Source organism: Acidovorax benzenivorans, assembly GCF_028680575.1.
Taxonomy (GTDB): Bacteria; Pseudomonadota; Gammaproteobacteria; order Burkholderiales; family Burkholderiaceae_C; genus Acidovorax; species Acidovorax benzenivorans.
The window spans coordinates 54671-78479 of record NZ_JAPCKI010000013.1 but is presented as its reverse complement, the minus strand read 5'-3'; the positions used below and the strand labels follow the sequence as shown (position 1 = coordinate 78479).

Below are 23809 nucleotides of genomic sequence, written 5' to 3'. Positions count from 1 at the left end.
ATCGGCGCCTAGGTCGATTTTGGCCTAGATGATGCCCGATTCGTGTCGCGGGCCTCATTCAATGCTGCTGGCGTGGGTCGCCATGGGGAGCGTCGTCTGGAGGTACCTCGGTAGGCATGCGAAAGCTTTCGCTGGCCCAGGCGCCCAGGTCCATCTGCTTGCAGCGCTCGCAGCAAAAAGGGCGATACACGTTGGCGGGGCTGTACACGCTATCTCCGCCGCAGCTGGGACAGGTGACGATGCGCGCCTGCGAGGTGGGGGCCTGGGAGTGGGGCATCCTGGATGTGATTCTCTTGCTCAAGTCGGGCGGCCTGGCCCTTTTTTGCGAGCGTCGGGGCCATTCAGTCTCTGGGCTTGTTGCAGCCTAAGCGCACAGGGTCAGTTCAAACGCTGCATCTTCGTTGCAAGCGTGCAGGCGTCCATCGCCTTCCAGCCGCATGAGCCTTACCGAGACAATCAGGCGGTTGCCGCTGATTTCGGGGATCAGGTTCAGTGCCGGGTCTATGCGCAACCGCAACAACTGGAAGGTGCGGCCTTGTGGCAGGTTCTGCTGAAATTGTCCCCGTTCTGCAGCGACCTTTTGCGGAACGCCCGAATCGCGCAGCAGCTTGAGCAGCACATAGATCGACTCAGCGAGTGGCGCCAGGGTGGAGGCCCATTCCTCCAGTGCCTGCTGCCGCACGCCAGGGGCATGGTGCTGCCAGGCGTAGTAGGCCGGCAGGTCAAAGCCGCAGGTCCCACCCGGAATGCCGATGCGGCTGCGGATGCTCATCAGCCAGTCGTTCTCGGTGAGCGCATGGCCCGACTTGCCACTTTGGGTGTTGAGTGCAACAAAGCACCGGTCCAACTGGCTGATCACCGCGTCCAGCGCAGCTTCTGAAATGGACGGGTTCCCCCGGTAGGCGTCGAGCTGGTGCTTGTGCTTTTCGATGTCCTTGAGTACGTCCGATTTCAGATCGGCGCGGGCGGCCACATCCATGATCTCGAAAATCGTCACCAAGGCGAAATGGTGGTCGAGCGCGTGGGGGCGGGGGATCAATTCCCCCAACCGGCGAAACAACTGCTCAAGCCGCAGATAAGTTCTGAGACGCTCGTTAAAAGGGTATTCGTAAAGGATCACGCTGGCGGGTTCCTGGAGGCTCAGGGAGTATTCTGACGCCGGTGGCGCACGGCATGGAGTGAAAGCACAAACGGTTTCGCTCGCATCATAGCCCGAACAGTGCAGCCACTTGCCGCACCTCGGCCTGCAGTTGCTCCAACGTGCAGTGAGCCTCGTTGGCGATCACCACGTCGGCCACCGCGCGGCGCGCTGTGCGTGTGGCTTGTGAGGCGATGATGCCCCGTACCGCGTCGGCGGACAGACCGCTGCGCTGCATGACGCGCTCGATCTGGATGTCTGCTGTGCAGTCCACGACCACCACGGCGTCCAACTGGCGTGCCCATCGCCCCGACTCTGCCAACAATGGGATGTCGTGCACGATCAATGGGGCGCCAGACTGTATGGCCTGTTGAATCCGTTGCTGGCTGTGCAAGGCCACCAAGGGGTGCACGATGGCCTCCAGCTGGCTGCGCGCTTTTGGTTGGCTGAAGGCCAGTTGCCGCATGCGCGTGCGGTCCAGCGCGCCCGATGCATCAACGTACGCGCCGCCAAAGGTGCTTTGAATGGCTGGCATGGCCGCCCCCCCAGGCCCGGTCACTTCCCGGGAGATCTGGTCGGCGTCAATCAGGGCTGCGCCCAGGGATGCCAGTATCTGACCTACTGTGCTCTTGCCGCTGCCAATGCCGCCGGTCAGACCCAGACGCAAGGGCTGTCGGTAGGTTGCCATGAGAGTCCGTCAGAGCCCCAGGAGCCCGAGCACCGTACCCAGAATCGCGTTGGGCCCAAACACCATCGCGGTGAGCCCCGCACCCACCAGGAAGGGGCCGAACGGAATGTAGCCACCCTCGCGCAGGCTGCTAAAAATTTTCATGGCGATGCCAATGATGGCGCCAATGACGGAGGACATCAAAATGATGGGCACCAGCGCCTGCCAGCCAAACCACGCGCCCAAAGCGGCAAACAACTTGAAGTCACCGTAGCCCATGCCTTCTTTGCCAGTCGCCAGCTTGAAGCCCCAATACACCAGCCAGAGCGACAGGTATCCGGCCGCAGCGCCCATGACGGAGGCATACAACGGCACGTTGGTCCATTGCATGGCTGACGCCAGCAACCCTGCCCAGAGCAAAGGCAAGGTCATGTTATCCGGCAATAGCGTGGTGTCCCAGTCAATGAACGCAAGGGCTACCAGTGCCGCCGAAAAACCGCACCATGCCAGCCCCGCAGGCGTCGCGTCCCAGCGGTGGATGCAGAAAAAGAACAATGCGCCCGTCGCCAACTCGACCAGCGGGTAGCGGGGGCTGATGCGTGTTTTGCAGGACGAGCAGCGCCCACGCAAAAACAGATAACTCAAAACTGGGATGTTTTCGTGCCACCGCACCAAGTGCCCACACGCTGGGCAGCGGGACCGAGGTGTCATGAGGTTAAAGGTCGGCTGGGCGGCGTCCTCAGGTGGCTCTTTGCCCTGGTTGGACGCCTCGACTTGCGCCAACTCTGCTGCCCATTGCCTCTCCATCATTTTTGGAAGGCGATAAATCACCACATTCAGAAAACTGCCAACGAGCAACCCAATCACGCCGCCGGAAACGGCGTCCCACCACGCATCCAGCACCATTACACAACCTGACCGAGCTTGAAGATGGGAAGGTACATAGATACCACGATACCGCCGATGAGCGTGCCCAGAAACACGATGATTATGGGCTCCATCAGGCTGGAGAGGCCGGCCACCATGTCGTCCACTTCTGCTTCATAAAAATCAGCAGCCTTGCCGAGCATGTGGTCGATCGAGCCGGACTCCTCGCCAATCGCACACATCTGCAGCACCATGGACGGGAAGATGTTGGCATTGCCCATGGCGGCTGTGAGGCTGGTACCCGTAGAAACCTCTTGCTGGATCTTGTCCGTGGCCAAGGAGTACACCGAATTGCCTGCGGCACCGCCCACCGAATCGAGAGCCTCCACCAGAGGCACACCCGCCGCGAACATGGTGGACAACGTCCGGGTCCAGCGCGCGACACAGGATTTGTCGATCAATGCACCAAACACGGGAATCCGCAGCAGAAGCCGGTCCATGAACATTTGCATCTTTTCATTGCGACGCCATGCCTGCATGAAAAAGTAGAAACCGCCACCGATGACGCCAAAAATCAGCCACCACCATTTGACGAACACCTCGCTGATCGCCATCACAAACAAGGTAGGGGCGGGGAGGTCGGCGCCAAACGAAGTGAAAACCTCCTTGAACGCCGGGATCACGAAAATCATGATGACGGTCACCACCACGAAAGCCACGATCACCACGGAAATGGGGTACATGAGGGCCGATTTGATTTTCGATTTGATGGCCTCGGTTTTCTCCATGTAAGTGGCCAATCGATCCAGCAGGGCTTCCAAAATACCCGCGGCCTCGCCCGCCTCCACCAGGTTGCAGTAGAGGCTGTCAAAGTACATTGGGTACTTTCTGAACGCTCCGTTGAGCGATGTTCCGGTCTCGATATCGGACCGGACATCGTTGAGTAGCTTGGTGACGCTGGCGTTGGTATTGCCACGACCCACAATGTCGAAAGCCTGCAACAACGGTACGCCAGCCTTCATCATGGTCGCCAACTGACGCGTGAATAGCGCAATATCCTTGGGCCTGATTTTCTTGCCCGAGCGCATGCGACGCTTTTTGATTTTGGTGGGAAAAACCCCCTGGCGGCGCAATGTCGCCTGCACCTGGTTTTCCCCGGCAGCACGGATTTCGCCACGAACGATCTTTCCATTGCGGTCCTTGCCCTCCCACTCGAAGACAAAATCCTTGATATCTCTGGTTGATGCTGCGGTCGCCATGGTGCCCTCGTCCGTGAATGCTATTCGTTGGTAACGGCCAGAACTTCCTCAAGGGAAGTGAGGCCTAATTTGGCTTTATGCAGTCCGGATGTGCGCAGCGAACGAACCCCCTCGGCGCGTGCCTGCTCTGCAATTTCCAGCGCACTTCCGTCGCGCAAGATGATGCGCTGGATTTCCTCGGAAATAGGCATCACCTGATAGATACCGAGCCGACCTTTGTAGCCGTTGTTGCAGGCCGAGCATCCGACAGGACGATAAGTCACCCAAGAGCCGTCGATTTCATGCTCCTCGTATCCTGCATCCACCAAAGCCTCATGGGGAATATCGGCGGGTGCCTTGCACACGGGGCACAGCCGACGCGCCAAACGCTGTGCCGTGATCAAAATCACACTGGAAGCGATGTTGAACGGTGCAATGCCCATGTTACGCATCCGCGTGAGCGTGGTGGGGGCGTCATTCGTGTGCAGCGTGGAAAGCACGAGGTGACCCGTCTGCGCCGCTTTGATGGAGATATCTGCTGTTTCCAGATCCCGAATTTCACCCACCATGATGATGTCGGGATCCTGGCGCAGAAACGACTTCAGTGCCACGGCAAAGGTCAAGCCCGCCTTTTCATTCACATTTACCTGGTTGACGCCGGGCAAGTTGATTTCAGAAGGATCTTCGGCTGTCGCGATATTGACCCCAGGTTTGTTCAGTAAATTCAGGCAGGTGTAAAGGGACACAGTCTTGCCGGAGCCAGTAGGGCCTGTCACCAAAATCATTCCATAGGGGCGACCAATTGCCTGGAGTAAGCGTTCCTTTTCTACGGGTTCATAGCCGAGCGCATCGATCCCGAGCTTGGCGCTGCTCGGGTCCAAAATACGGATCACGATTTTTTCACCAAACAGGGTGGGTAGAGTGCTCACCCGAAAATCAATGACGCGATCCGGCCCGACCTTTAATTTCATCCGCCCGTCTTGAGGTACGCGCTTTTCGGAGATGTCCAGGCGGGAAATCACCTTGATGCGCGATGCCAGCTTGTCTTTGATAGCGATCGGTGGGGATGCTATCTCGCGGAGTTCTCCGTCAATACGGAAACGAACGCGGTATTGGTGTTCGTAAGGTTCAAAATGCAAATCCGATGCGCGCATATTGAATGCATCGAGCAGCATTTTGTGCAGGAACTTGACAATGGGAGCATCTTCAACCTCAGTAGTCCCCGTATCTGCTTCTTCCGGCGCATCTTCAATGGCAACGTCATCGAAAGCGAAGTCACCGCCTCCACTAATCAGCGTGTCCATCGATTCGCTGGTGGATTTTGTGGTGACCTCTACCAAGCGGCTGAGCTTGTCATATTCGGAAATAATCCAATCCACTCCCATTTGGGTCGTGAATTTGATTTTCTCTGCAGCTTCTTGGTCGGTCGGGTCGGCTGTTGCAACGATCAGCCGATTGTTACGCTTGCTCAAGACAACAACGCGATACGCTTGGCATATCTTGTTGTCCAGCAATTCCTTGGGCAGGCGCGAAGGATCAATGGCGTCCAAGTCGAGCAGTGGCGCGCCAAAAACCGCAGACACCGTGTGTGCCAGATCTGCCGCAGAAACTGCTCCAGAACCCGTCAATTCCGCAATGAAGCTGGTGCGGCTGATTTGTGATTTTTTGTAAATGTCTTCAGCCGACTTTTGGGTCAGTTTGCCTGCAGACATCAGGGCACGGCCAAGCCCAGGCAGGGCTACTGCAGAGGCTTCTTTGGGGGCAGTATCAACAGCGGCCATGTAACCGGAAATGTGTTAGGTGTGGAAAAGAAACCATCCTATCATCACTGATCGGCCATGGACTGTACAGCGGCGCATATTGGCAACAGCGCCACAAACGGGCGGCATTTGAGGGTGACCATATGGTGATATATGGTCGGGGTGAGAGGATTCGAACCTCCGGCCTCTACGTCCCGAACGTAGCGCTCTACCAGGCTAAGCTACACCCCGCAGCTTGCAATAGCATTCGTGAATGAATTGAATGCCTCTTTCAATTCCGCCGCGCAAGCAATTGCGCGGCCAATTCTAGCAAACCCTCCGAGTAGGCATTTGCGGGTAATAGTCGTGCCGCAGCCATGGCGCGGTGCGCTTCGGCAAAGGCGGCAGCGCGGGTAATGTCCAAGGCGCCGGTCAAGCGGACGATGCTCACGATTTCTGCCAGTTGTTCGGTTGAGCCTTGTTCGATGGCTCTGCGAACGATTTCTGCCTGGCCGGGGGTGCCTCGCTCCATGGCGGCGATCAGGGGAAGTGTGGATTTTCCTTCGCGCAGATCATCCCCCAGGTTTTTGCCCATTTCAGTGGCGTCGCCGTCGTAGTCCAGCACATCGTCAATGATCTGGAACGCAGTGCCCAGGGCCTGCCCGTAAGTCGCGCATGCCTGTTCCACATCGGGGGGACTGTTGGCTAAGATGGCGCCAAGGCGGGCGCTGGCTTCAAACAGTTTGGCCGTTTTGGAGCGAATGACGCGCAGGTAGCCCGCTTCATCCAGCGAAGCATCGTGCATGTTCATGAGCTGGAGTACTTCGCCTTCCGCAATCACATTCGTGGCCTCAGAGAGGATTTCCATGATGCGCATGCTTCCGGCCTCAACCATCATCTGGAATGAGCGCGTGTGCAGAAAGTCTCCTACAAGGACGCTGGCCGGGTTGCCAAAGGTTTCGTTGGCTGTGGGGCGACCGCGGCGCAGGGTGGACGCGTCCACCACATCGTCATGCAGGAGCGTTGCGGTGTGGATCAGCTCAACCACCGCAGCTAGGCTGTGCCGGTGTGCGCCGCGATAGCCCAGGGCTCCGCACACCATGAGCAGCAGGGCGGGGCGCAGGCGCTTGCCCCCGGCGGCAATGATGTATTGCGAAATCTGGGCCACCAAAGGGACGCTGGAAGTCAGGCGCTGACCGATGACCTTGTCGACCTCGTGCATGTCTTGTGCAACGAGCGCGAGGGGGGAAGTTGCGGGGGCGGTATGGTCAGTCACAAGATGGTGGTCGCAGAAAGTGCCCGAATTATAGGAAGGCCCGCTGCATGGCCAACGCGGGTGGTGGCGTGCTGGTCACGCCGGATTGGCTGGGATGGGAAGGGCTGGCGGAATTGCGAAAGATGCGCTACACTCGCGGGCTCTGCGGAAATTCGTCTGCAGAACTCATATCAAGAGGTCAACATGTACGCGGTCATAAAAACCGGCGGCAAGCAGTATCGCGTTGCTTCCGGCGAAAAAATTAAAGTAGAACAGATTGCTGCGGACGTAGGCCAGGAAATTGTGATCGACCAAGTTCTGGCAGTCGGCAACGGCGCTGAACTGAAGGTTGGTACGCCCCTGGTGTCCGGCGCAACCGTGAAAGCCATTGTTGTGGCCCACGGCAAGCACGACAAAGTGCACATCTTCAAGATGCGTCGTCGTAAGCACTATCAAAAACGCCAAGGCCATCGCCAGCAGTTCACTGAGCTGCAAATCGGTGCGATTGCTGCTTAATCGAAGGAGCTAGTCATGGCACAGAAAAAAGGCGGCGGCTCTACGCGAAACGGGCGCGACTCCAAGCCAAAGATGCTGGGTGTCAAGGCCTTTGGTGGTGAACTGATCAGCGCTGGCTCGATCATCGTGCGCCAACGTGGTACGCGCTTCCACCCCGGCACGAATGTAGGCGTGGGCAAGGATCACACGCTGTTTGCCCTGGTGGACGGCCACGTGTCGTTCGGCACCAAGGGTGCGTTGTCCAAGTCCACGGTCAATGTGACTCCTGCCTGAGGTTCATTCCTCCGGTAGCCATCGAAGCCCCGCCTTGCCGGGGCTTTGTTGTTTGGTCTGTACGATGGCGTTCAAGTCGTCGGCAGACGGCGCCTGCAAGGCGTTCCGCAGTTCCCGACAGAATCAGGCAGTCTGCTGTCGGTGCTGCGCCCTTTTGTAAACTGGATACCCCATGAAGTTCGTCGATGAAGCCTTTATTGACATTGCCGCTGGTGATGGTGGCAATGGCTGCGTGTCATTCCGGCACGAAAAATACAAGGAGTTCGGCGGTCCCAATGGTGGTGATGGTGGGCGTGGGGGGCATGTGTTTGCTGTGGCCGACCCCAACCTCAATACCTTGGTGGACTATCGCTACTCGCGCCGCCACGAGGCCAAACGGGGTGAGCACGGCATGGGCTCCGATATGTTTGGCGCTGCGGGTACAGACATCACGCTCAAGATGCCTGTCGGGACCATCATCACCGACGCCGAGACGGGCGAGGTGTTGTATGAGCTGCTGACCCCGGGCGAGGTCATCACCATCGCCAAAGGCGGTGACGGCGGCTTTGGCAACATGCGTTTCAAGAGTGCGATCAACCGGGCTCCGCGCCAAAAAACACCGGGCTGGCCCGGCGAGAAAAAGAATCTGAAGCTGGAGTTGAAGGTTCTGGCCGATGTGGGCCTGCTGGGCATGCCCAATGCGGGCAAGTCGACCTTCATCACGGCAGTGTCCAATGCGCGGCCAAAGATTGCGGACTACCCGTTCACCACGCTGCACCCCAATCTGGGCGTCGTGCGGGTGGGGCCTGAGCAGAGTTTTGTGGTGGCCGACATTCCGGGGCTGATCGAAGGCGCTTCGGAAGGTGCAGGCCTTGGGCACCAGTTCCTGCGCCATTTGCAGCGCACGCGCTTGTTGCTGCATATCGTAGACCTGGCGCCGTTTGACGACGCTGTGGACCCGGTGACGCAAGCCAAGGCCATCGTGAACGAGCTCAAGAAATACGATCAACAGCTTTACAACAAGCCGCGCTGGTTGGTGTTGAACAAGCTGGACATGGTGCCCACCGAAGAGCGGGAAACGCGGGTGAAGGACTTCGTCAAGCGCTTCAAGTGGAAAGGGCCCGTCTTCGAGATTTCTGCCCTCACGCGCGAAGGCTGCGAGCCGCTGATCCATGCCATCTTCCGCCACGTGCAGTCCGAGCAGCGAGTGGAGAACGAGCCGGTGGAGGTGGATCCTCGGTTCGCCGGAGACGCGTCTGTTTGACGCGTCGGCGGTCAGAGTGTAGAGATTGCTATATTTTTAATAGCTACTCGGGCATGAAGCAGTAGCGCTATCGGCATCAAAGATATCAAAAATGGTTTCCAGTGTATTGAGAGATGCCCGCCGCATCGTGGTGAAGGTGGGCTCCAGCCTTGTGACCAACGAAGGGCGTGGACTGGACGAAACCGCCATCGGCGAGTGGAGTCGCCAGCTGGCCGCGTTGGTGCGCGGCGACGGAGGGGCAGCGCGCGAGGTGGTGATGGTGTCCAGCGGTGCCATTGCCGAAGGTATGAAGCGCCTGGGTTGGACCACACGGCCCCAGGAGATCCACGAACTGCAAGCGGCCGCTGCTGTGGGGCAGATGGGGCTGGCTCAGATGTACGAAACCAAGCTGCGTGAGCAGGGCATGGGCAGCGCGCAGGTGCTGCTCACCCATGCCGACCTGGCGGACCGCGAGCGTTATCTTAATGCCCGCTCCACCTTGCTCACGCTGCTGCGTTTGGGCGTGGTGCCGGTGATCAACGAAAACGATACGGTGGTCAATGACGAGATCAAGTTCGGCGACAACGACACGCTGGGTGCGCTAGTAGCCAATCTCGTAGAGGCCGATGCCCTGATCATCCTCACCGACCAAAAGGGACTCTATACCGCCGACCCACGTCGTGATCCGTCTGCGCAATTTGTGCACGAGGCCAAGGCGGGTGACCTTGCTCTGGAGGCGATGGCGGGTGGTGCAGGCTCCAGCATTGGCAAGGGCGGCATGATCACCAAGATTCTGGCGGCCAAGCGTGCTGCGGGTTCTGGGGCGTCGACTGTGATCGCCTGGGGACGCGAATCCGATGTGCTGGTGCGCCTGGTGAGTGGTGAGGCATTGGGTACTTTGCTGGTTGCCCAGACCCAGAAAAAGCAGGCCCGCAAGCAGTGGATGGCTGACCACTTGCAGTTGCGTGGATCCGTGGTGGTAGACGCAGGGGCTGCAGCCAAGGTGCGCGACGAAGGCAAAAGCCTGCTGCCCATTGGCATGACCGCAGTGGAGGGGGATTTCTCGCGCGGCGACGTGATTGCAGTGCGCGACGGGTCCGGGGCAGAGATTGCGCGGGGCTTGGCCAACTATGCAGCGGCAGAAGCGCGCCTTTTGTGTCGCAAACCATCGGCGGAGTTTGAAAAACTGCTGGGCTACATGGCTGAGCCGGAAATGGTCCACCGCGACAACCTCGTTCTGGCACAAGGGGCATAGGCCTCGCCAGCGGGTCTTTGCGTGGCTGCACGCATGCGGCTCCTAGACCGAGGTAGCTGCAAATAAAAACAAAAGCGCCTGCGAATGCAGGCGCTTTTGTTTGGTAGCTGCCAATCGTTCAGCGCGGGGTGTCCGATACCGACGGCATTTCGTCGAGTTCTCCTGGCATGCTGTTTTGCGGATCGGGGTCGAAACTGGCGCCCGGAGGAAGTTCCATGCCAGGGTTAACGAGCATGGAGCCTGTGCGAAACATATTGGCTGCGCCCGCGTGTTCGCCCTCGCGGGTACGCAAGCCGCTGCGCAAATAGCGGTTTCGCTGCTCGTGGCGTGGAAGATATCGCGCCAACTCGGTCAGCGCCATCTCATAGACGCCACGTTTGAACTCCACCACCACGTCGAGCGGAACCCAGTAGTCGTTCCAACGCCAAGCGTCGAACTCTGGATGGTTGGTGGCACGCAGATTCAGATCCCAGTCGTGCCCCATCAATTGCAGCAGATACCAGATCTGTTTCTGGCCCTTGTAGTGGCCGCGTGCATCGCGGCGGATGTACCGGTCAGGCACCTCGTAGCGCAACCAGTCCCGGGTGCGGGCCACCACGCGCACGTGGTTAGGCAATAATCCCACCTCCTCGTGCAGTTCGCGGAACATGGCCTGCTCGGGGGTTTCGCCCCGGTCAATGCCACCTTGCGGAAACTGCCAGCTGTGGGTGCGAATGCGCTTGCCCCAGAACACCTGGTTTCTCTGGTTGAGCAGGATGATGCCGACGTTCGGCCGAAAGCCGTCCCGGTCAAGCATAATCAAACCCCAAATTTTTAAACTGTGTCCATTATGCACGGCGCCTAGCGCGCAGCAAGTGGACGGCCCCGTTCTGCCTGCAATCGATTTCCGATGAAAGCCTCCCAATTCTTTATTTCCACCCTCAAGGAAGCTCCGGCGGATGCCGAAGTGGTCAGCCACAAACTCATGACGCGGGCGGGGCTGATCAAGAAGCTGGGCGCTGGCATCTATAACTACATGCCTCTGGGGCTGCGGGTGATCCGCAAAGTGGAAGCCATCGTGCGCGAAGAGATGAACCGCGCAGGTGCCGTGGAGCTGACCATGCCTGTGGTGCAGCCCGCAGAGCTGTGGCAAGAAACCGGGCGGTTTGACAAAATGGGGCCCGAGCTGCTGCGCATCCAGGACCGCCATGGGCGCGACTTTGTGGTGCAGCCTACCAGCGAAGAAGTGATCACTGACATCGCACGCCAGGAGCTCAAGAGCTACAAGCAGCTGCCGAAGAACTTCTACCAGATACAGACCAAGTTCCGCGACGAGCGCCGCCCCCGCTTTGGTCTCATGCGCGGCCGTGAGTTCATCATGAAGGACGCTTACAGCTTTGACCGCGACCAAGCAGCCGCCAAGGCCAGCTACCAGGTGATGGCCCAGGCCTACAGGCGCATCTTTGACCGCTTTGGCCTGACCTACCGCGCCGTGGCGGCTGACAGCGGCGCCATCGGTGGTGACTTGTCGGAAGAATTCCAGGTGATTGCCGCCACGGGGGAAGACGCCATCGTCTACTGCCCGCAGAGCGACTACGCCGCCAACATGGAAAAGGCAGAAGCGCTGGCCCCTGTCGGTCCACGCGGCGCGGCCACCCAGCCGCAGACCAAGACGGCCACTCCCGGCAAGAGCACTTGCGCTGATGTGGCCGAGCTGCTGGGCGTTCCTTTGAGCATCACCGTGAAGTCGCTGGTGCTGGCCACCGACGAAACCAACGAAGCCGGCGAGATCGTCAAGACCCAGGTCTGGCTGCTGCTGCTGCGCGGCGACCACGACATGAATGAGATCAAGGCGGGCAAGGTGCCGGGCTTGGCGGGTTTCCGGTTTGCCACGCTGGGCGAAATCGAGGAGCACTTTGGTTGCAAACCAGGCTACCTGGGCCCCATCGGCCTGAAGAAACCTTTGAAGATCGTGGCAGACCGCGAAGTCGCCCTGATGGCCGACTGGATCTGCGGTGCCAACGAGGTGGACTTTCACATCACCGGCGTCAACTGGGGCCGTGACCTGCCCGAACCCGACATGGTGGCTGACCTGCGCAACGTGGTGGCGGGCGACCGCTCCCCCGACGGCAAAGGCGAGCTGGCGATCGAGCGCGGTATCGAAGTGGGCCACGTGTTCTACCTGGGCACCAAGTACAGCCAGGGCATGAACGCGACTTTCCTCGGCGACGACGGCAAGCCCGCGTTCTTCGAGATGGGCTGCTACGGCATTGGCGTGACGCGCCTGCCCGCCGCCGCCATCGAACAAAACCACGACGAGCGCGGCATCATCTGGCCCGACGCCATTGCACCATTCACCGTGGTGGTCTGCCCTGTGGGCATGGACCGCAGCGAGGCCGTCAAGGCCACGGCAGAGCAGCTGTATGCCGACCTGCTGGCTGCGGGTGTGGACGTGATCCTGGACGACCGTGGCGAGCGCCCTGGTGCCATGTTTGCCGACTGGGAGCTGATTGGTGTGCCGCACCGCGTGACCATTGGCGACAAGAGCTTGAAGGAAGGTGTGGTCGAGTACCAGCACCGCCGTGATGCGGCCGCCACCAAGGTGGCCGTGGCTGACATCCTGGCCCATGTGAAGGGCCGCATGGTGGTATGAGCATGCGCGGCGCCTCCTCCATCGCTCCGTTGGCTGTGGCCGCGGGCGACTCTGCAGCGCTGTCGCGGCGCGGCTGCCTGGTGTCGCTGGCTTCTCTGGCGGCGCCTGCCGCCTGGCTGGGGGCACCGCAGATGGCGCATGCTGGAGGCCAGCTGGAGGAGCCCCTGATGGACTCGGTGCGCACCGCGCTCAGTTCTGCGATTGCCAACCAGGCACCGCCCGAGCCCGAGTTCTTCACCACCGAGGCGCGCCTGCACTACCTGCGGTGGCTGGGCACGCAGAGTGATCGTTTGCGCCCCCGCAAGCCAGACCTGGAGGTGCGCCGCGACTTTCTTCAGACCGTCTGGTACGAGTCCAAGCGCGCGGGGCTGGATGTATCTCTGGTGCTCGGGTTGGTCCAGGTAGAAAGCGGATTTCGCAAGTTTGCCGTCTCCAGCGTCGGGGCGCGGGGCTACATGCAGGTCATGCCCTTCTGGACGCGCGTGATCGGCGATGGTGACCCTGGCAAGCTGTTTCACATGCAGACCAACCTGCGTTTTGGCTGCGTGATCCTGCGCCACTACATCGACCGGGAGCAGGGCGACTTGTTCATGGCGCTAGGCCGCTACAACGGCAGCCGGGGCCGGTCGCCGTATCCGGACGCCGTCTTTGGCGCCCAGCGCAAGTGGTTGTTTGCCGACCGGCCGCAGTCGCCAGCCGCATAGAGCGATTTGCGCGGGTGTGACACGGGCGCGTGGCCCGGTGTCACTACACAGGGGTTCCCGCTGATACTGCTGGTGCTGACGGGCTCGGCGCGGCACTACCAGAGGGCCCGCCCAGTCTAGAAACCATGACCTGGTCGATGCGGTAGCTGTCCACGTCCAGCACCTCAAACTTGTAGCCGCCCCAGCTCACACTGTCCGTGCGGCGGGGCACGCGGCGCAACATCACCATCAGGAACCCGGCCAGGGTTTCGTATTCGCCGGTGTGGGGCAGTTCGTCCAGCGACAGGGCGTGCAGCACATCCTCAATGGGCGTGACCCCGTCGATGAGCCAGGAGTCCTCATCGCGCCGCACGATCTGCTCTTCGTCCGCCGGGCCCACCAGGTCGCCCATCACGGTGCTCATGACATCGTTCAGCGTGACCACACCGACCACCAGGCTGTACTCGTTCACGATGACGGCAAAGTCCTCGTGGACTTGGCGGAACTGCTCCAGCACTTCCGACAGGGTCAGCCGGTCGGGCACGATCAGCACTTTGCGCACCAGGCTATCGTCGGCCAGCGAGATGGGCTGGTTGTTCAGCACGCGCTGGAACAGGTCCTTGGCATCTACATAGCCCACTACGTGGTCGATGTCGCCCTCGCACACCGGGTAGGTCGAAAACGGCTCGGCAGCGATGCGCAGGCGGATGACCGAATCGGGCTCGTCGCGCAGAAAAAAAGCGATGCGGTCGCGCGGCGACATGGCGCTGGACACCGTGCGCGTGTCCAGCTCAAACACGTTGGTGATGACCTGCTGCTCGCGTGCGGCCAGTACACCGGCGCGGGCGCCCGCCTCCATCATGGCCAGGATGTCGTCTGACGTGATCCGGTCATCGCGCAGCGATGACAACCCCAGCAGGCGGAACAGCGCATCGGCCCCCCGGCTGTAGAACCACACCAGCGGCCGCAGCAGTGTCATGCACCAGGCCATGGGCTGTGCCAGCCGCACCACCAGCCGTTCGGGCTCTGCCATGCCCAGGCGTTTGGGGAACAGGTCGGCAAACAGGATGAACAGCGAGGTGATGATGAGGAAAGACGCCAGGAACCCCGCCCGCTCGGCCGTGGGTCCCGACATCCACAACGCAAACAGTTCGCTGAAATGTGGGCTCAACGCCCCTTCACCCACGATACCGCCGAGGATGGCCACGGCGTTCTGCCCCACCTGCACCACCGTGAAGTAGTCGCCCGGTTGCTCCTGCATGCGCAGCACCCGGTCCGCGCGCGCGTCGCCTTCATCGGCCATCTGGCGCAGGCGCAGGCGGCGGGCGGCCGCGAGCGAGATCTCGGCCATGGAGAAAAAGGCGCTGGCTGCAATCAGCAGCCCGATCACGAAGAGGCTTTGGGACAGGGTCATGGGACGAAGGCAGAACCGGGGCACAGCGGTGCAACGGGCCACCCAGTGTATCTGCGCACCTTGTACGGCGGCCTGTTGGCGCGGCCTTGGGGTGGCTCACCCCGCCCCACGCCATTGCTTGGGGTGGTGGGGGAGGGGGCGTGCGGTGTGGGCAGCCGCGCTACTTACTGCACAAAACCAATGCGGCTGCGCCCCGTGGCGGCCTTGGGCAGGTCGGCAATCTCTACCGTAGAGCGGCGGTCCAGCCGCGCATTGCCAAAGCCCGTCATCAGCGCCCGTCGCATCTCGCGTGGGGGCATATGCGCCAGGTGGTCGAGCACGTCGTCCATCGGCTCCGGGTCCAGCAGGCGGCCCCAGTCGTGCCCTGCGCGGATGCCCTGGTACAGGTTGCGTGCAATGGTGCGGGCTTGCTCCAGCGTCGGCGCCTCCACCTCGAACACGTTCATGCGGTTCAGGATGGGGTCTGGGATGCCGCGCGTGTCGTTGGCCGTGGTAATCCAGATCACCTGGCTGGCGTCGATGGCCACCTCGGCAAACTCGTCGGTAAAGCTCTGGGCGGTGTCGTATTCGAGCAGGCTGTACAGCGCGCCCAGCGGGTCGTACTGCGCGTCGCTGCTGGCCTTGTCGATCTCGTCGACCACGATCACCGGGTTGGCGTATTCGCCCTCTACCAGCGCCTCGAACACCTTGCCTGGGCGGGCGCCCTTCCACTGCGCGGACGAGCCCGATAGCAGCCAGCCTGCGGTCATGGAACTCATCGGCAGTAGGTTCATACCCGTGCCCAGCAGCTCGGCCAGGTGGCGGGCAAAGTGGGTCTTGCCGATGCCGGGTGGGCCCAGCAGCAGCATGGGCGTGACCTCTAGCCCGTCGCTGCTGTCCTGCGCCAGCGCCACATGGCGCTTCACGTCGTCCAGCACCTCGGTGAAGTTGGGCAACTGCGCGTACAGGCTGGCCATGTCTGGGATGCCCGAGGGCTTGACCTGAAAGCGCTCCGGGCCACGCTCCAGCATGCGTTCGTACACGGTGCGCAGGGTTTCGTATTCGCGCTGGTTGCCGGACTCCTGTAGCCGTGCGAGCTTGCGCTCGACGTCACCGGGGTGGAACACATTGCGCATCTGGGCCACCGGCAAGCGCAAGGCGGGTGGCTGGGGAACAAGGCTATGGCTGGTCATTGCATGCTCCTTTGTGATGTGAGATCACGCAACCATTCAAGCACACAACATGCCCGCTGCTCTATCGGAAAAGCCCCTGATTGGTGCCTCTGTTGCGGGCAAACAAAAAGGCCGCCCGAAGGCGGCCTGATGGAGGGTGGGGCAATGGCCGCCGAGATCAGCCCTCGGTGCCCAGCACCTGCTTGAGTTCACCCGACTCGTACATCTCCATCATGATGTCCGAGCCGCCGATGAACTCGCCCTTCACGTACAGCTGCGGAATCGTCGGCCAGTTGCTGTATTCCTTGATGCCTTGGCGGATTTCGTCGTCTTCCAGCACGTTGACGGTGACCACGCTCTTGGGGTCCACGCCGCAGGCCTTGAGGATCTGGATGGCACGGCCGGAGAAGCCGCACATGGGAAAGCTGGCGTTGCCCTTCATGAACAGCAGGATGTCGCTGGATTTGACGAGGGCGTCGATGCGTTGTTGAGAGTCGCTCATGGGGATGCTCCTGAAAAGGGGTCGGGGCGGGCGATGCCGCCCCGTGTTGGGACTGGGTGGATTATTTCACTGTCTGCGCCATCTGCCACTGGCCCCCTGTGCAACGCGCAACGCCCGCGAGGTCATTGCGGCTTTGCACTGCCGCAAACCCGTGCGCCAGCAACAACATTTGCACGGCTTCTGCCTGGTCGTGACCATGCTCCAGCAGCAGCCAGCCACCGGGCGTGAGGTGCTGCGCAGCTTGGCCCACGATGGCGCGGATGTCGTCGAGTCCATCGGCGCCACTGGCAAGGGCCTGCAACGGTTCGTGCGTGAGGGCGGCCAGGTGCGGGTCGGCACTGGCGATATAGGGGGGGTTGGACACGATGGCGTCAAACAGGCCATCGACCCCGGCCAGCCAGTTCGCGTGTTGGAACTGCACGGCCAGGCCCAGCCGCTCTCCGTTAGCCCGGGCCACGGTCAGTGCATCCGCGCTGGCGTCCACCGCCAGCACTTGGGCGGTGGGGCGCTGACTCTGCAGGGCCAGCGCGATGGCGCCGCTGCCGGTGCCCAGGTCCATCACGCGGGGTGATGGGTGGGGGGCGATCACCTCCAGCGCCCAGTCCACCAGCGTTTCGGTGTCGGGGCGTGGGTCCAGCACGCGGGCATCCACCTGCAGCGGCAGGCCGTAGAACTCCTTGCGGCCGGTGAGGTAGGCCACCGGCTCGCCCGCCACGCGGCGCTGGCACAGAGCGAGGAATTGGGCGTGCACGGCCTCGTCCATCGCGTCCGTGTCGTGCGCCAGCAGCCAGGCGCGGCCCGCGTCGGGGCGACCCACGGCGTGCAGCAGCAGCAGTTGCGCGTCAATGCGCGCCAGGCCCAGTGTGTGGGCCTGGGCCAGTGCCTGGGTCAGGGTGGGGGAGGTATTGTGCACTATGGTTTTGATAGCTATTAGCGCATATGTATCAAGCGCTAGAGGCCAATTTGTTTCAATTTTTGAATGAAGGTCAGTCCGTAGCGCCCATCTCCAACTCTTCGAGCTGCTCGGCCTCGCGCGCATGGGCCAGGGCCTGGAGCACGTCGCCCAGGTCGCCTTCCATCACGTACAGCAGCTTGTACAGCGTGAGGTTGATGCGGTGGTCGGTGAGCCGCCCCTGTGGGAAGTTGTAGGTGCGGATGCGGTCGCTGCGGTCGCCGCTGCCGATCAGGCCCTTGCGCAGGGCGGCCTCCTTGGCGGCGCGTTCGCTGCGCTCCTTCTCCTGGATGCGCGCCTGCAGCACCTGCAGTGCCTTGGCCTTGTTGCTGTGCTGGCTGCGACCGTCCTGGCATTCGGCCACGATGCCGGTGGGCAAGTGGACCACGCGCACGGCAGAGTCGGTCTTGTTGATGTGCTGGCCGCCCGCGCCCGATGCGCGGAAGGTGTCGATGCGCAGGTCGGCCGGGTTGAGCTTGATGGCCTCGTGCTCGTCGGGCTCGGGCATCACGGCCACGGTGCAGGCGCTGGTGTGGATGCGGCCTTGTGTCTCGGTGGCGGGCACGCGCTGCACGCGGTGGCCGCCGGATTCGAATTTGAGCGCGCCATACACATGGTCACCTTCAATGCGCAACACGATTTCCTTGTAGCCGCCCAGCTCGGCCGCGTTTTCACTCACCACCTCCACCTTCCAGCCCACGGTGGCGGCGTAGCGGGTGTACATGCGGGTCAAGTCGCCAGCGAACAGGGCCGATTCGTCGCCGCCCGTGCCTGCGCGGATTTCGACGAACGCATTGCGGGCGTCGTCGGGGTCCTTGGGCAGCAGCAGGCGCTGCAGTTCGTCTTCCAGTTGCAGCAGCTCGGCCTCGGCGCTGGTGATTTCCTCTTGCGCCATCTCGGCCATGTCAGGGTCGGCCAGCATCTCGCGCGCACCCGCCAGGTCGGCCTCGCGCTGCTGGTAGCGGGCGTAGCGCCCTGCCACCTGTGTGACCTCGGCATGTTCGACGGAGATGCGCCGGTACTGCGCCATGTCGCTCATGATGTCTTCGCGCGAGAGCAAAAAGTCCAGCTCGCCCAAGCGCTGTGCATAGCGCTCCAATTGGCTTCGGAGAAAGGGTTTCATGGCAATTCGGGAAATAGGTTTGCTGCGAAATTTGTAGCTGCCAGCGCTTTTTAATCAAGCGCTAGAGGCCGATTTTGTTTGAAATCGGAGTGGCGAGTGAGCAGGCGGGCGCCGCTACTGGCCGTTTTTGCTTTGCGAGCGCAGGAACAAGCGCGAGACGGTCTGGGCCGTCTGGGCGCGCATTTCGGCATCGCCTGCGCGCAGCTCGGCCAGGGTGCCGTGCAGCATCTTTTGTGTCAGGCCGCGCGAGAGCGCTTCGAGCACGGCATCCACGTTCTCGCCCTTGGCCAGCAGCTTCTTGGCGCGCGCGATCTCGGCGGCGCGCCACTCGTCGGTTTGGGCGTTGAGCTGCTGGATCAGAGGCACCACGCCGCCTGCAGCGCCAGCGGGGCTGCGCAGCTCCATCCAGTGCATGAAGCTCTGCACACCCGCGTCGATGATGGCCTCGGCCTGCGCCACGGCGGCCTGGCGGTTGGCCTGCGCCGTCTGCACCACGGTGGCCAGATCGTCCACGGTGTACAGGTACACGTCGCCCAGGGCCTTGACCTCGGGCTCGATGTCGCGCGGCACGGCCAGATCGACCATGAACATGGGGCGGTGGCGGCGCTTCTTCAAAGCGCGTTCCACGGCACCCAGGCCGATGATGGGCAGGCTGCTGGCGGTGCAGCTGATGACGGCGTCGAACTCGTGCAGGCGCTCGGGCAGGTCGGCTAGGCGCATCACCTCGCCGCCGAAGCGGGTGGCGAGCTTTTCGCCGCGCTCCAGCGTGCGATTGGCAATGGCAATCTGCTTGGGGTTCTTGGCCGCGAAGTGCGTGGCGCACAGCTCAATCATTTCGCCCGCGCCGACGAATAGCACGCGGATCTTGCCCAGGTCTTCAAACAACTGGCTGGCCAGGCGCACTGCGGCGGCGGCCATGCTGATGCTGTGTGCGCCGATCTCGGTGCTGCTGCGCACCTCTTTGGCTACGGCAAAGCTGCGCTGGAACAGCTGGTTGAGCGTGGTGCCCAGGGCGCCAGCGGTCTCGGCGGCGCGCACGGCATCCTTCATCTGGCCCAAAATCTGGGCCTCGCCCAGCACCATCGAGTCGAGCCCGCTGGCCACGCGGAAGGCGTGGCGTGCGACGAGGCTGTCTTCGAGGGTGTAGGAGTGCGAGCGCAGCAGCGCGGGGCTCACGCCGCCGCTTTGAGCCAGCCAGCCCAGCGTGTGGTCCATGGCGGCCTGCTCACCAGCGCAGTAAATTTCGGTGCGATTGCAGGTGGAGATGATGGCCGTCTCTACCCCGGGGTGCCGGCTGGCACCGCCGCCAGAGTTGCCCAGCGACTGGCGCAAACCGTGCAGCGTGGGGGCGATCTGGTCGAGCGCGAACGCAAACCGGCCGCGCAGGTCAAGGGGCGCGGTGGTGTGGTTGATGCCGAGGGCCCAGACTGCCATAGTCGCCGATTATAAAATTGTTGGCCCGAACAGGCTGCCTTGCTTGTTCATGCCTTGATTTGGGTCAATTTCATGGGTCCACTGGACATCGTCAACCACCTCCTCAACTTTGTTGCACCTGCTGCTGCCATGGCGCTGGTGCTGGTGCTTTTGGGCCGCCTGGTGGGCTCCCGAAGCGCCTCGGCGATGGCCGGGTGGCTGCGCTGGGCGATTCTGTTTGTTGTGGGTGTGGCGGTGCTGCTGGCGGGGCTGGTGCTATGGGGGCGTGACGGCAAGATGCTGACCTATGCCGCGCTGGTTGTGGCCTGCGCGACCTGCCAGTGGGTGCTGGTGCGGGGCTGGAAGTCTTGAACCTTTCAGCAAGCTGCCCCGTATTTTGAGGGTTTGCGAGGGGTGTTCGAGAGGGCGTGGCGCACGGGTGTCTGATAGCCTTGTTGCCTCTTCCAGGGCGGTCGCAATGGCCTGCGCTGATGGAAGCGGGAAGTACCCCTAGACCCAAACAACGATTACTGGAGACACCCCCATGAAGCTGCTGCGTACCTGGATTGCCCTGGCTGCGGGCCTTGCCCTTTCTGCCGCTGTGCAGGCGCAGGCCTTTCCGTCCAAACCCATTCGTGTCGTGGTGGGGTTTCCGGCTGGCGGGCCGCTGGACCAGCATGCGCGCTTGCTGTCCGACAAGCTGCAGGCGGTGCTGGGTCAGCCCGTGGTGATGGACTACAAGGCCGGTGCGGGTGGCACCGTGGGCGCGCAGGATGTGATGAAAGCCGCACCCGATGGCCACACCATCATGCTGGCTAACACCGGGGTGATGGTGATCAACCCGGCGCTCTACAGCCGCCTGCCGTACGCGACCCTCCGGGACTTTGTGCCCGTGGCGCGCACGGCCATGCAGCCGCTGGCCTTGCTGGTCAACACCAGTGTGCCCGCCAAGAACCTGCAGGAGTTCATGGCCTACGCCAAGGCGCGGCCCGGTCAGGTCAACTTTGGCTCGGCGGGCAACGGCGGCATCAGCCACCTGGTGCCCGAAATGTTCAAGACCGCCACGGGCTTGTTCATGGTGCACATCCCCTACCGGGGCAGCGCACCAGCGTTCACCGATCTCATGGGCGGCCAGGTGCAGTTCATGGCCGAGAGCATTCCGCAGGCCGCCGCGTACCACAAGCAAGGCAAGGTGCGCGCCCTGGCCGTGACCAGCAAGCAGCGCAACCCCGCGCTGCCCGAGGTGCCCACCGTGATCGAGAGTGGCATCAAGGGCTTTGAGGTGGTGGGCTTCTACGGCTTTCTGGCGCCCGCTGGCACGCCCAAGGACGTGGTCAACAAGCTCAGTGATGCCTTTGGCCAGGTGCTGCAGATGCCCGAGGTGCGCAACCGCATGGTGAGCCAGGGGGCAGACCCGGCGTTTCTGGGCGCCGACGACTTTGCGAAGTTCCTGGCCGCCGAGCTGCCGCGCTGGGCGGACGCCGTCAAGAAGTCTGGCGCCAAGATGGATTGACGCCCTGAGGCGCTACAGCGCCTTCCCCCTGGAAAGGGGACGCCACCCGTGGCCCGGAAAAACCGGTTCCACGGTGGCACTGGCCTGGCCCGACCAATGATGGGCGTTCAGAGTGCGGCTGGCGAAAACAGGTCCACCCGGTCGGTGATGATGCCGTCCGTGCCCAAGTCGATGAGGCGCTGCGCCGCCCAGTCATCATTCACCGTGTAGCTCAGCGTGCGCATGCCCAAGCCGTGGACCTGGGCGACCAATGCCTGGTCCCACAACGCGTGGTTGCACACGATGGCCACGCAACCGAGCGCCTGGGCCTTGTCCAAACACCCGTCCCACAGCGCGTCGATGAGCAGCGCGCGGGGAATGTGGGGGGCGGTGGCCATGGCACCAGCCAGCGCCTCAAGCTTGAACGAAGAGAACAAGGGCAGCACCGCTTGGCCTTGCCACAGTCGCGCAGCGTATTCGCCTACTACCCGGCCCGTGACTTCTTCCTGGCCCGGCGTGGGCTTGATCTCGATGTTGAGGAAGTAGCCGTTGGCGATGCAGTAGCGCGCCAGGTTCTCCAGGGTGGGCAGCGGCTCGCCCGCATGGCTGCGCGAATGCCAGGCCCCCGCATCCAGCTGCGACAAAACCGCCCAGGGGTGGTCGCTCCCCGTGGCGCTGGCCGCTGCGCCCAGCGCCTGCGCGCCGTTGGTCGTGCGGCCCAACGTGGCGTCGTGCATCAGAAACGGCACGCCGTCGGCACTCAGCTTGGCGTCGCACTCGAACATGCGGTAACCATAGTGGGCGCCCAGCCGAAAGGCGGCCAGGGTGTTCTCGGGGGCCAGCTTGCCGGCGCCGCGGTGGGCGATCCAGCGGGGGTAGGGCCAGGGCGGAAGGTTTGTGGTGGTGCGGTTCATGGGCATGGGGGTCGGCAGGCGGCGATCTTGGCAGATTACAGCCCGCGTTGCGATGAAGCCAGAGTGTGAATGGTCCGTAAGGACTCTGATTGCGCTTTGTGGCCGCCCCCGCTACCCTGAAACCCCATGCATGGTGGGTGTACCGGTCAACGGGAGTTATGAATGCGCGAAGCAAAAAGCCATGCTGCCAGCGAGATCGTGCTGGACGAGAGGGACAGAGATGCCATCGAAATAGGCTTGCTTCAAGTGCTGATCAAGCGGCAGCGTTTTTCGTCTTCCACCGCCTTTCTGGGTTTTGGCTTCTTGGCTTGGTTGATGAGCAAGACGGTTCCTGCGCCCTGCCTGGCAGGCTGGGTGGGTGGCCTGGCGCTGTTGGAGTTGCTGAATCTGAGTCTCCTGGGGCGTTTGCAAAAAGGCCTTGATGCTCTGGCGCGACCGCAGCGGTGGCGTTGGCTGCGCGGGCTGACCGTGTTGTTCTTTTTCTACGGTGCTGCCTGGGGCAGCGCAACCGCCTTGCCTGGGTTGTGGCTTGATGCGCAGCTGCTGCAGGTCATATTGGTGGGCTCGGTGGCGGTGGCGATGTTCAGCATCCATAACCTCAGCGCGCACTGGCCCATGCTGTCGAGTTTTTGCATGGGGATGGCCGCCCCGCTGTGGGTGATGGGCGTGCTGTCAGCGCCGGGCGCGCCGCAGTCCCTATGGGCGCTGGGCGCCACCGTGCTGACGGCGATGATTTTGCTTTATGGGTTCTCGTCGTACACCGTGCATCGCCATGACGTCGAGGGCAGTGTGATGACGCGCAAGCTGGCGCAGCGGTTGAAGCAAAGCAACCAGGAGCTGACGGAGGCTCTGCAGCATGTCCAGCAGCTGGCAACGCTCGACCCCTTGACCCATTGCCTGAACCGGCGCGCCTTGCTGGATGCCTTGCAGCAGGAGGAGCGGCGCCGTAGCCGCTGTCCGGTGGCACTGGGCATCGTGATGCTGGATCTGGACCATTTCAAGTTGATCAACGACACCCATGGCCACGCGGTGGGGGATGCGGTCCTGGTAGCCACAGTCGCCCGGGTGAAGGCGCGGCTGCGCGAGACGGACCTGTTGGCGCGGTGGGGCGGAGAGGAGTTTGTGTGCGTGCTGATGCAAGTGCACGAAGAGAGCCTGATGGCCAAAACCCAGGACTTGTGCACCCATCTGGCCTCGGCCCCCCTGGTGCATCAGCCCGAAGGGCTGACCGTGACGGCCTCATGGGGCGTCGCGCTGTGGGGAGAGGGCGAGTCGGTACAGTCCTGCATTGACCGTGCCGACGCCGCCTTGTACCGGGCCAAACGCGCGGGGCGCAACCGGGTCTCCCGGTAGGCAGGGCGGG

Annotated in this window: 24 protein-coding genes and 1 tRNA gene; 9 read left to right on the top strand and 16 right to left on the bottom strand. The window is 62.2% G+C overall.

Annotated features, from left to right (window positions below):
• Positions 1 to 58: 58 nt before the first annotated feature.
• The 8 genes from OIN59_RS18810 to OIN59_RS18775 form a co-directional block, all read right to left on the bottom strand.
• Entirely contained in the window at positions 59 to 277 is a 219-nt protein-coding gene (locus OIN59_RS18810; protein ID WP_274112683.1) for a DNA gyrase inhibitor YacG, read from the bottom strand.
• A gap of 87 nt (positions 278 to 364) precedes the next feature.
• Positions 365 to 1120 (bottom strand): cell division protein ZapD, encoded by a 756-nt coding sequence (gene zapD / locus OIN59_RS18805; RefSeq protein ID WP_274112681.1) that lies wholly within the window; start codon positions 1118 to 1120, stop codon positions 365 to 367.
• Between the two features lie 85 nt (positions 1121 to 1205).
• A complete protein-coding gene (gene coaE / locus OIN59_RS18800) occupies positions 1206 to 1826 on the bottom strand; it encodes a dephospho-CoA kinase (protein ID WP_274112679.1) in 621 nt (206 codons plus the stop codon).
• Positions 1827 to 1835: 9 nt separating this feature from the next.
• Positions 1836 to 2711 carry a prepilin peptidase gene (locus OIN59_RS18795; RefSeq protein WP_274112677.1) on the bottom strand — a complete coding sequence of 292 codons (876 nt, stop codon included), beginning with the start codon at positions 2709 to 2711 and terminating at the stop codon, positions 1836 to 1838.
• Positions 2711 to 3931: a type II secretion system F family protein gene (locus tag OIN59_RS18790; RefSeq protein WP_274112675.1), complete on the bottom strand. Its 1221-nt coding sequence runs from the start codon at positions 3929 to 3931 to the stop codon at positions 2711 to 2713. The genes OIN59_RS18795 and OIN59_RS18790 overlap by 1 nt, the downstream gene beginning before the upstream one ends.
• A 20-nt stretch (positions 3932 to 3951) precedes the next feature.
• Entirely contained in the window at positions 3952 to 5691 is a 1740-nt protein-coding gene (gene pilB / locus OIN59_RS18785; protein ID WP_274112673.1) for a type IV-A pilus assembly ATPase PilB, read from the bottom strand.
• 133 nt (positions 5692 to 5824) lie between these two features.
• Positions 5825 to 5901, bottom strand: a tRNA-Pro gene (locus OIN59_RS18780).
• Positions 5902 to 5941: 40 nt separating this feature from the next.
• On the bottom strand, positions 5942 to 6871 hold the full coding sequence (locus OIN59_RS18775) for a polyprenyl synthetase family protein (protein ID WP_407655120.1): 930 nt from the start codon (positions 6869 to 6871) through the stop codon (positions 5942 to 5944).
• A 237-nt stretch (positions 6872 to 7108) separates the two neighbouring features.
• On the opposite strand from OIN59_RS18775, the gene rplU reads away from it, so the two are divergent.
• The 4 genes from rplU to proB all read left to right on the top strand — a co-directional run bounded on the left by rplU (position 7109) and on the right by proB (position 10170).
• The gene (gene rplU / locus OIN59_RS18770) at positions 7109 to 7420 is read left to right on the top strand and encodes a 50S ribosomal protein L21 (RefSeq protein WP_015012718.1); all 312 of its coding nucleotides are present in this window, start codon (positions 7109 to 7111) and stop codon (positions 7418 to 7420) included.
• Positions 7421 to 7435: 15 nt separating this feature from the next.
• Positions 7436 to 7693 carry a 50S ribosomal protein L27 gene (rpmA, locus tag OIN59_RS18765; RefSeq protein WP_005794180.1) on the top strand — a complete coding sequence of 86 codons (258 nt, stop codon included), beginning with the start codon at positions 7436 to 7438 and terminating at the stop codon, positions 7691 to 7693.
• Between the two features lie 172 nt (positions 7694 to 7865).
• Positions 7866 to 8936: an Obg family GTPase CgtA gene (cgtA, locus tag OIN59_RS18760; RefSeq protein ID WP_274112665.1), complete on the top strand. Its 1071-nt coding sequence runs from the start codon at positions 7866 to 7868 to the stop codon at positions 8934 to 8936.
• A gap of 91 nt (positions 8937 to 9027) precedes the next feature.
• Positions 9028 to 10170 carry a glutamate 5-kinase gene (gene proB / locus OIN59_RS18755; RefSeq protein ID WP_274112662.1) on the top strand — a complete coding sequence of 381 codons (1143 nt, stop codon included), beginning with the start codon at positions 9028 to 9030 and terminating at the stop codon, positions 10168 to 10170.
• A gap of 118 nt (positions 10171 to 10288) precedes the next feature.
• Here the strand turns inward: proB and OIN59_RS18750 are convergent, their stop codons facing one another.
• A complete protein-coding gene (locus OIN59_RS18750; RefSeq protein WP_274112786.1) occupies positions 10289 to 10966 on the bottom strand; it encodes an RNA pyrophosphohydrolase in 678 nt (225 codons plus the stop codon).
• A gap of 93 nt (positions 10967 to 11059) precedes the next feature.
• On the opposite strand from OIN59_RS18750, the gene OIN59_RS18745 reads away from it, so the two are divergent.
• Positions 11060 to 12802, top strand: coding sequence for a proline--tRNA ligase (locus tag OIN59_RS18745; RefSeq protein ID WP_274112660.1), 1743 nt, complete (start codon positions 11060 to 11062; stop codon positions 12800 to 12802).
• 2 nt (positions 12803 to 12804) lie between these two features.
• Positions 12805 to 13506, top strand: coding sequence for a lytic transglycosylase domain-containing protein (locus tag OIN59_RS18740; RefSeq protein ID WP_274112784.1), 702 nt, complete (start codon positions 12805 to 12807; stop codon positions 13504 to 13506).
• A gap of 43 nt (positions 13507 to 13549) precedes the next feature.
• Here the strand turns inward: OIN59_RS18740 and OIN59_RS18735 are convergent, their stop codons facing one another.
• The 6 genes from OIN59_RS18735 to hemA all read right to left on the bottom strand — a co-directional run bounded on the left by OIN59_RS18735 (position 13550) and on the right by hemA (position 20061).
• The gene (locus OIN59_RS18735; RefSeq protein WP_274112658.1) at positions 13550 to 14899 is read right to left on the bottom strand and encodes a hemolysin family protein; all 1350 of its coding nucleotides are present in this window, start codon (positions 14897 to 14899) and stop codon (positions 13550 to 13552) included.
• Positions 14900 to 15063: 164 nt separating this feature from the next.
• Positions 15064 to 16071: an AAA family ATPase gene (locus OIN59_RS18730; RefSeq protein ID WP_274112656.1), complete on the bottom strand. Its 1008-nt coding sequence runs from the start codon at positions 16069 to 16071 to the stop codon at positions 15064 to 15066.
• A gap of 157 nt (positions 16072 to 16228) precedes the next feature.
• Positions 16229 to 16552 carry a Grx4 family monothiol glutaredoxin gene (grxD, locus tag OIN59_RS18725; RefSeq protein ID WP_274112654.1) on the bottom strand — a complete coding sequence of 108 codons (324 nt, stop codon included), beginning with the start codon at positions 16550 to 16552 and terminating at the stop codon, positions 16229 to 16231.
• A gap of 61 nt (positions 16553 to 16613) precedes the next feature.
• On the bottom strand, positions 16614 to 17465 hold the full coding sequence (gene prmC / locus OIN59_RS18720; RefSeq protein ID WP_274112652.1) for a peptide chain release factor N(5)-glutamine methyltransferase: 852 nt from the start codon (positions 17463 to 17465) through the stop codon (positions 16614 to 16616).
• 73 nt (positions 17466 to 17538) lie between these two features.
• A complete protein-coding gene (gene prfA / locus OIN59_RS18715) occupies positions 17539 to 18627 on the bottom strand; it encodes a peptide chain release factor 1 (protein WP_274112650.1) in 1089 nt (362 codons plus the stop codon).
• Positions 18628 to 18741: 114 nt separating this feature from the next.
• Positions 18742 to 20061, bottom strand: coding sequence for a glutamyl-tRNA reductase (gene hemA / locus OIN59_RS18710; RefSeq protein WP_274112648.1), 1320 nt, complete (start codon positions 20059 to 20061; stop codon positions 18742 to 18744).
• A 72-nt stretch (positions 20062 to 20133) separates the two neighbouring features.
• Between hemA and OIN59_RS18705 the strand changes: the two genes are divergently transcribed.
• Both OIN59_RS18705 and OIN59_RS18700 read left to right on the top strand, forming a co-directional pair.
• A complete protein-coding gene (locus OIN59_RS18705; RefSeq protein WP_274112647.1) occupies positions 20134 to 20412 on the top strand; it encodes a hypothetical protein in 279 nt (92 codons plus the stop codon).
• A gap of 172 nt (positions 20413 to 20584) precedes the next feature.
• Entirely contained in the window at positions 20585 to 21553 is a 969-nt protein-coding gene (locus OIN59_RS18700; protein WP_274112645.1) for a Bug family tripartite tricarboxylate transporter substrate binding protein, read from the top strand.
• Positions 21554 to 21660: 107 nt separating this feature from the next.
• On the opposite strand, the gene ugpQ is transcribed toward OIN59_RS18700, so the two are convergent.
• The gene (gene ugpQ, locus OIN59_RS18695; RefSeq protein ID WP_274112643.1) at positions 21661 to 22446 is read right to left on the bottom strand and encodes a glycerophosphodiester phosphodiesterase; all 786 of its coding nucleotides are present in this window, start codon (positions 22444 to 22446) and stop codon (positions 21661 to 21663) included.
• A 162-nt stretch (positions 22447 to 22608) separates the two neighbouring features.
• Between ugpQ and OIN59_RS18690 the strand changes: the two genes are divergently transcribed.
• Complete coding sequence (locus OIN59_RS18690; RefSeq protein WP_274112641.1) at positions 22609 to 23799, top strand: GGDEF domain-containing protein; 1191 nt, start codon at positions 22609 to 22611, stop codon at positions 23797 to 23799.
• The last annotated feature ends 10 nt before the right edge of the window (positions 23800 to 23809 follow it).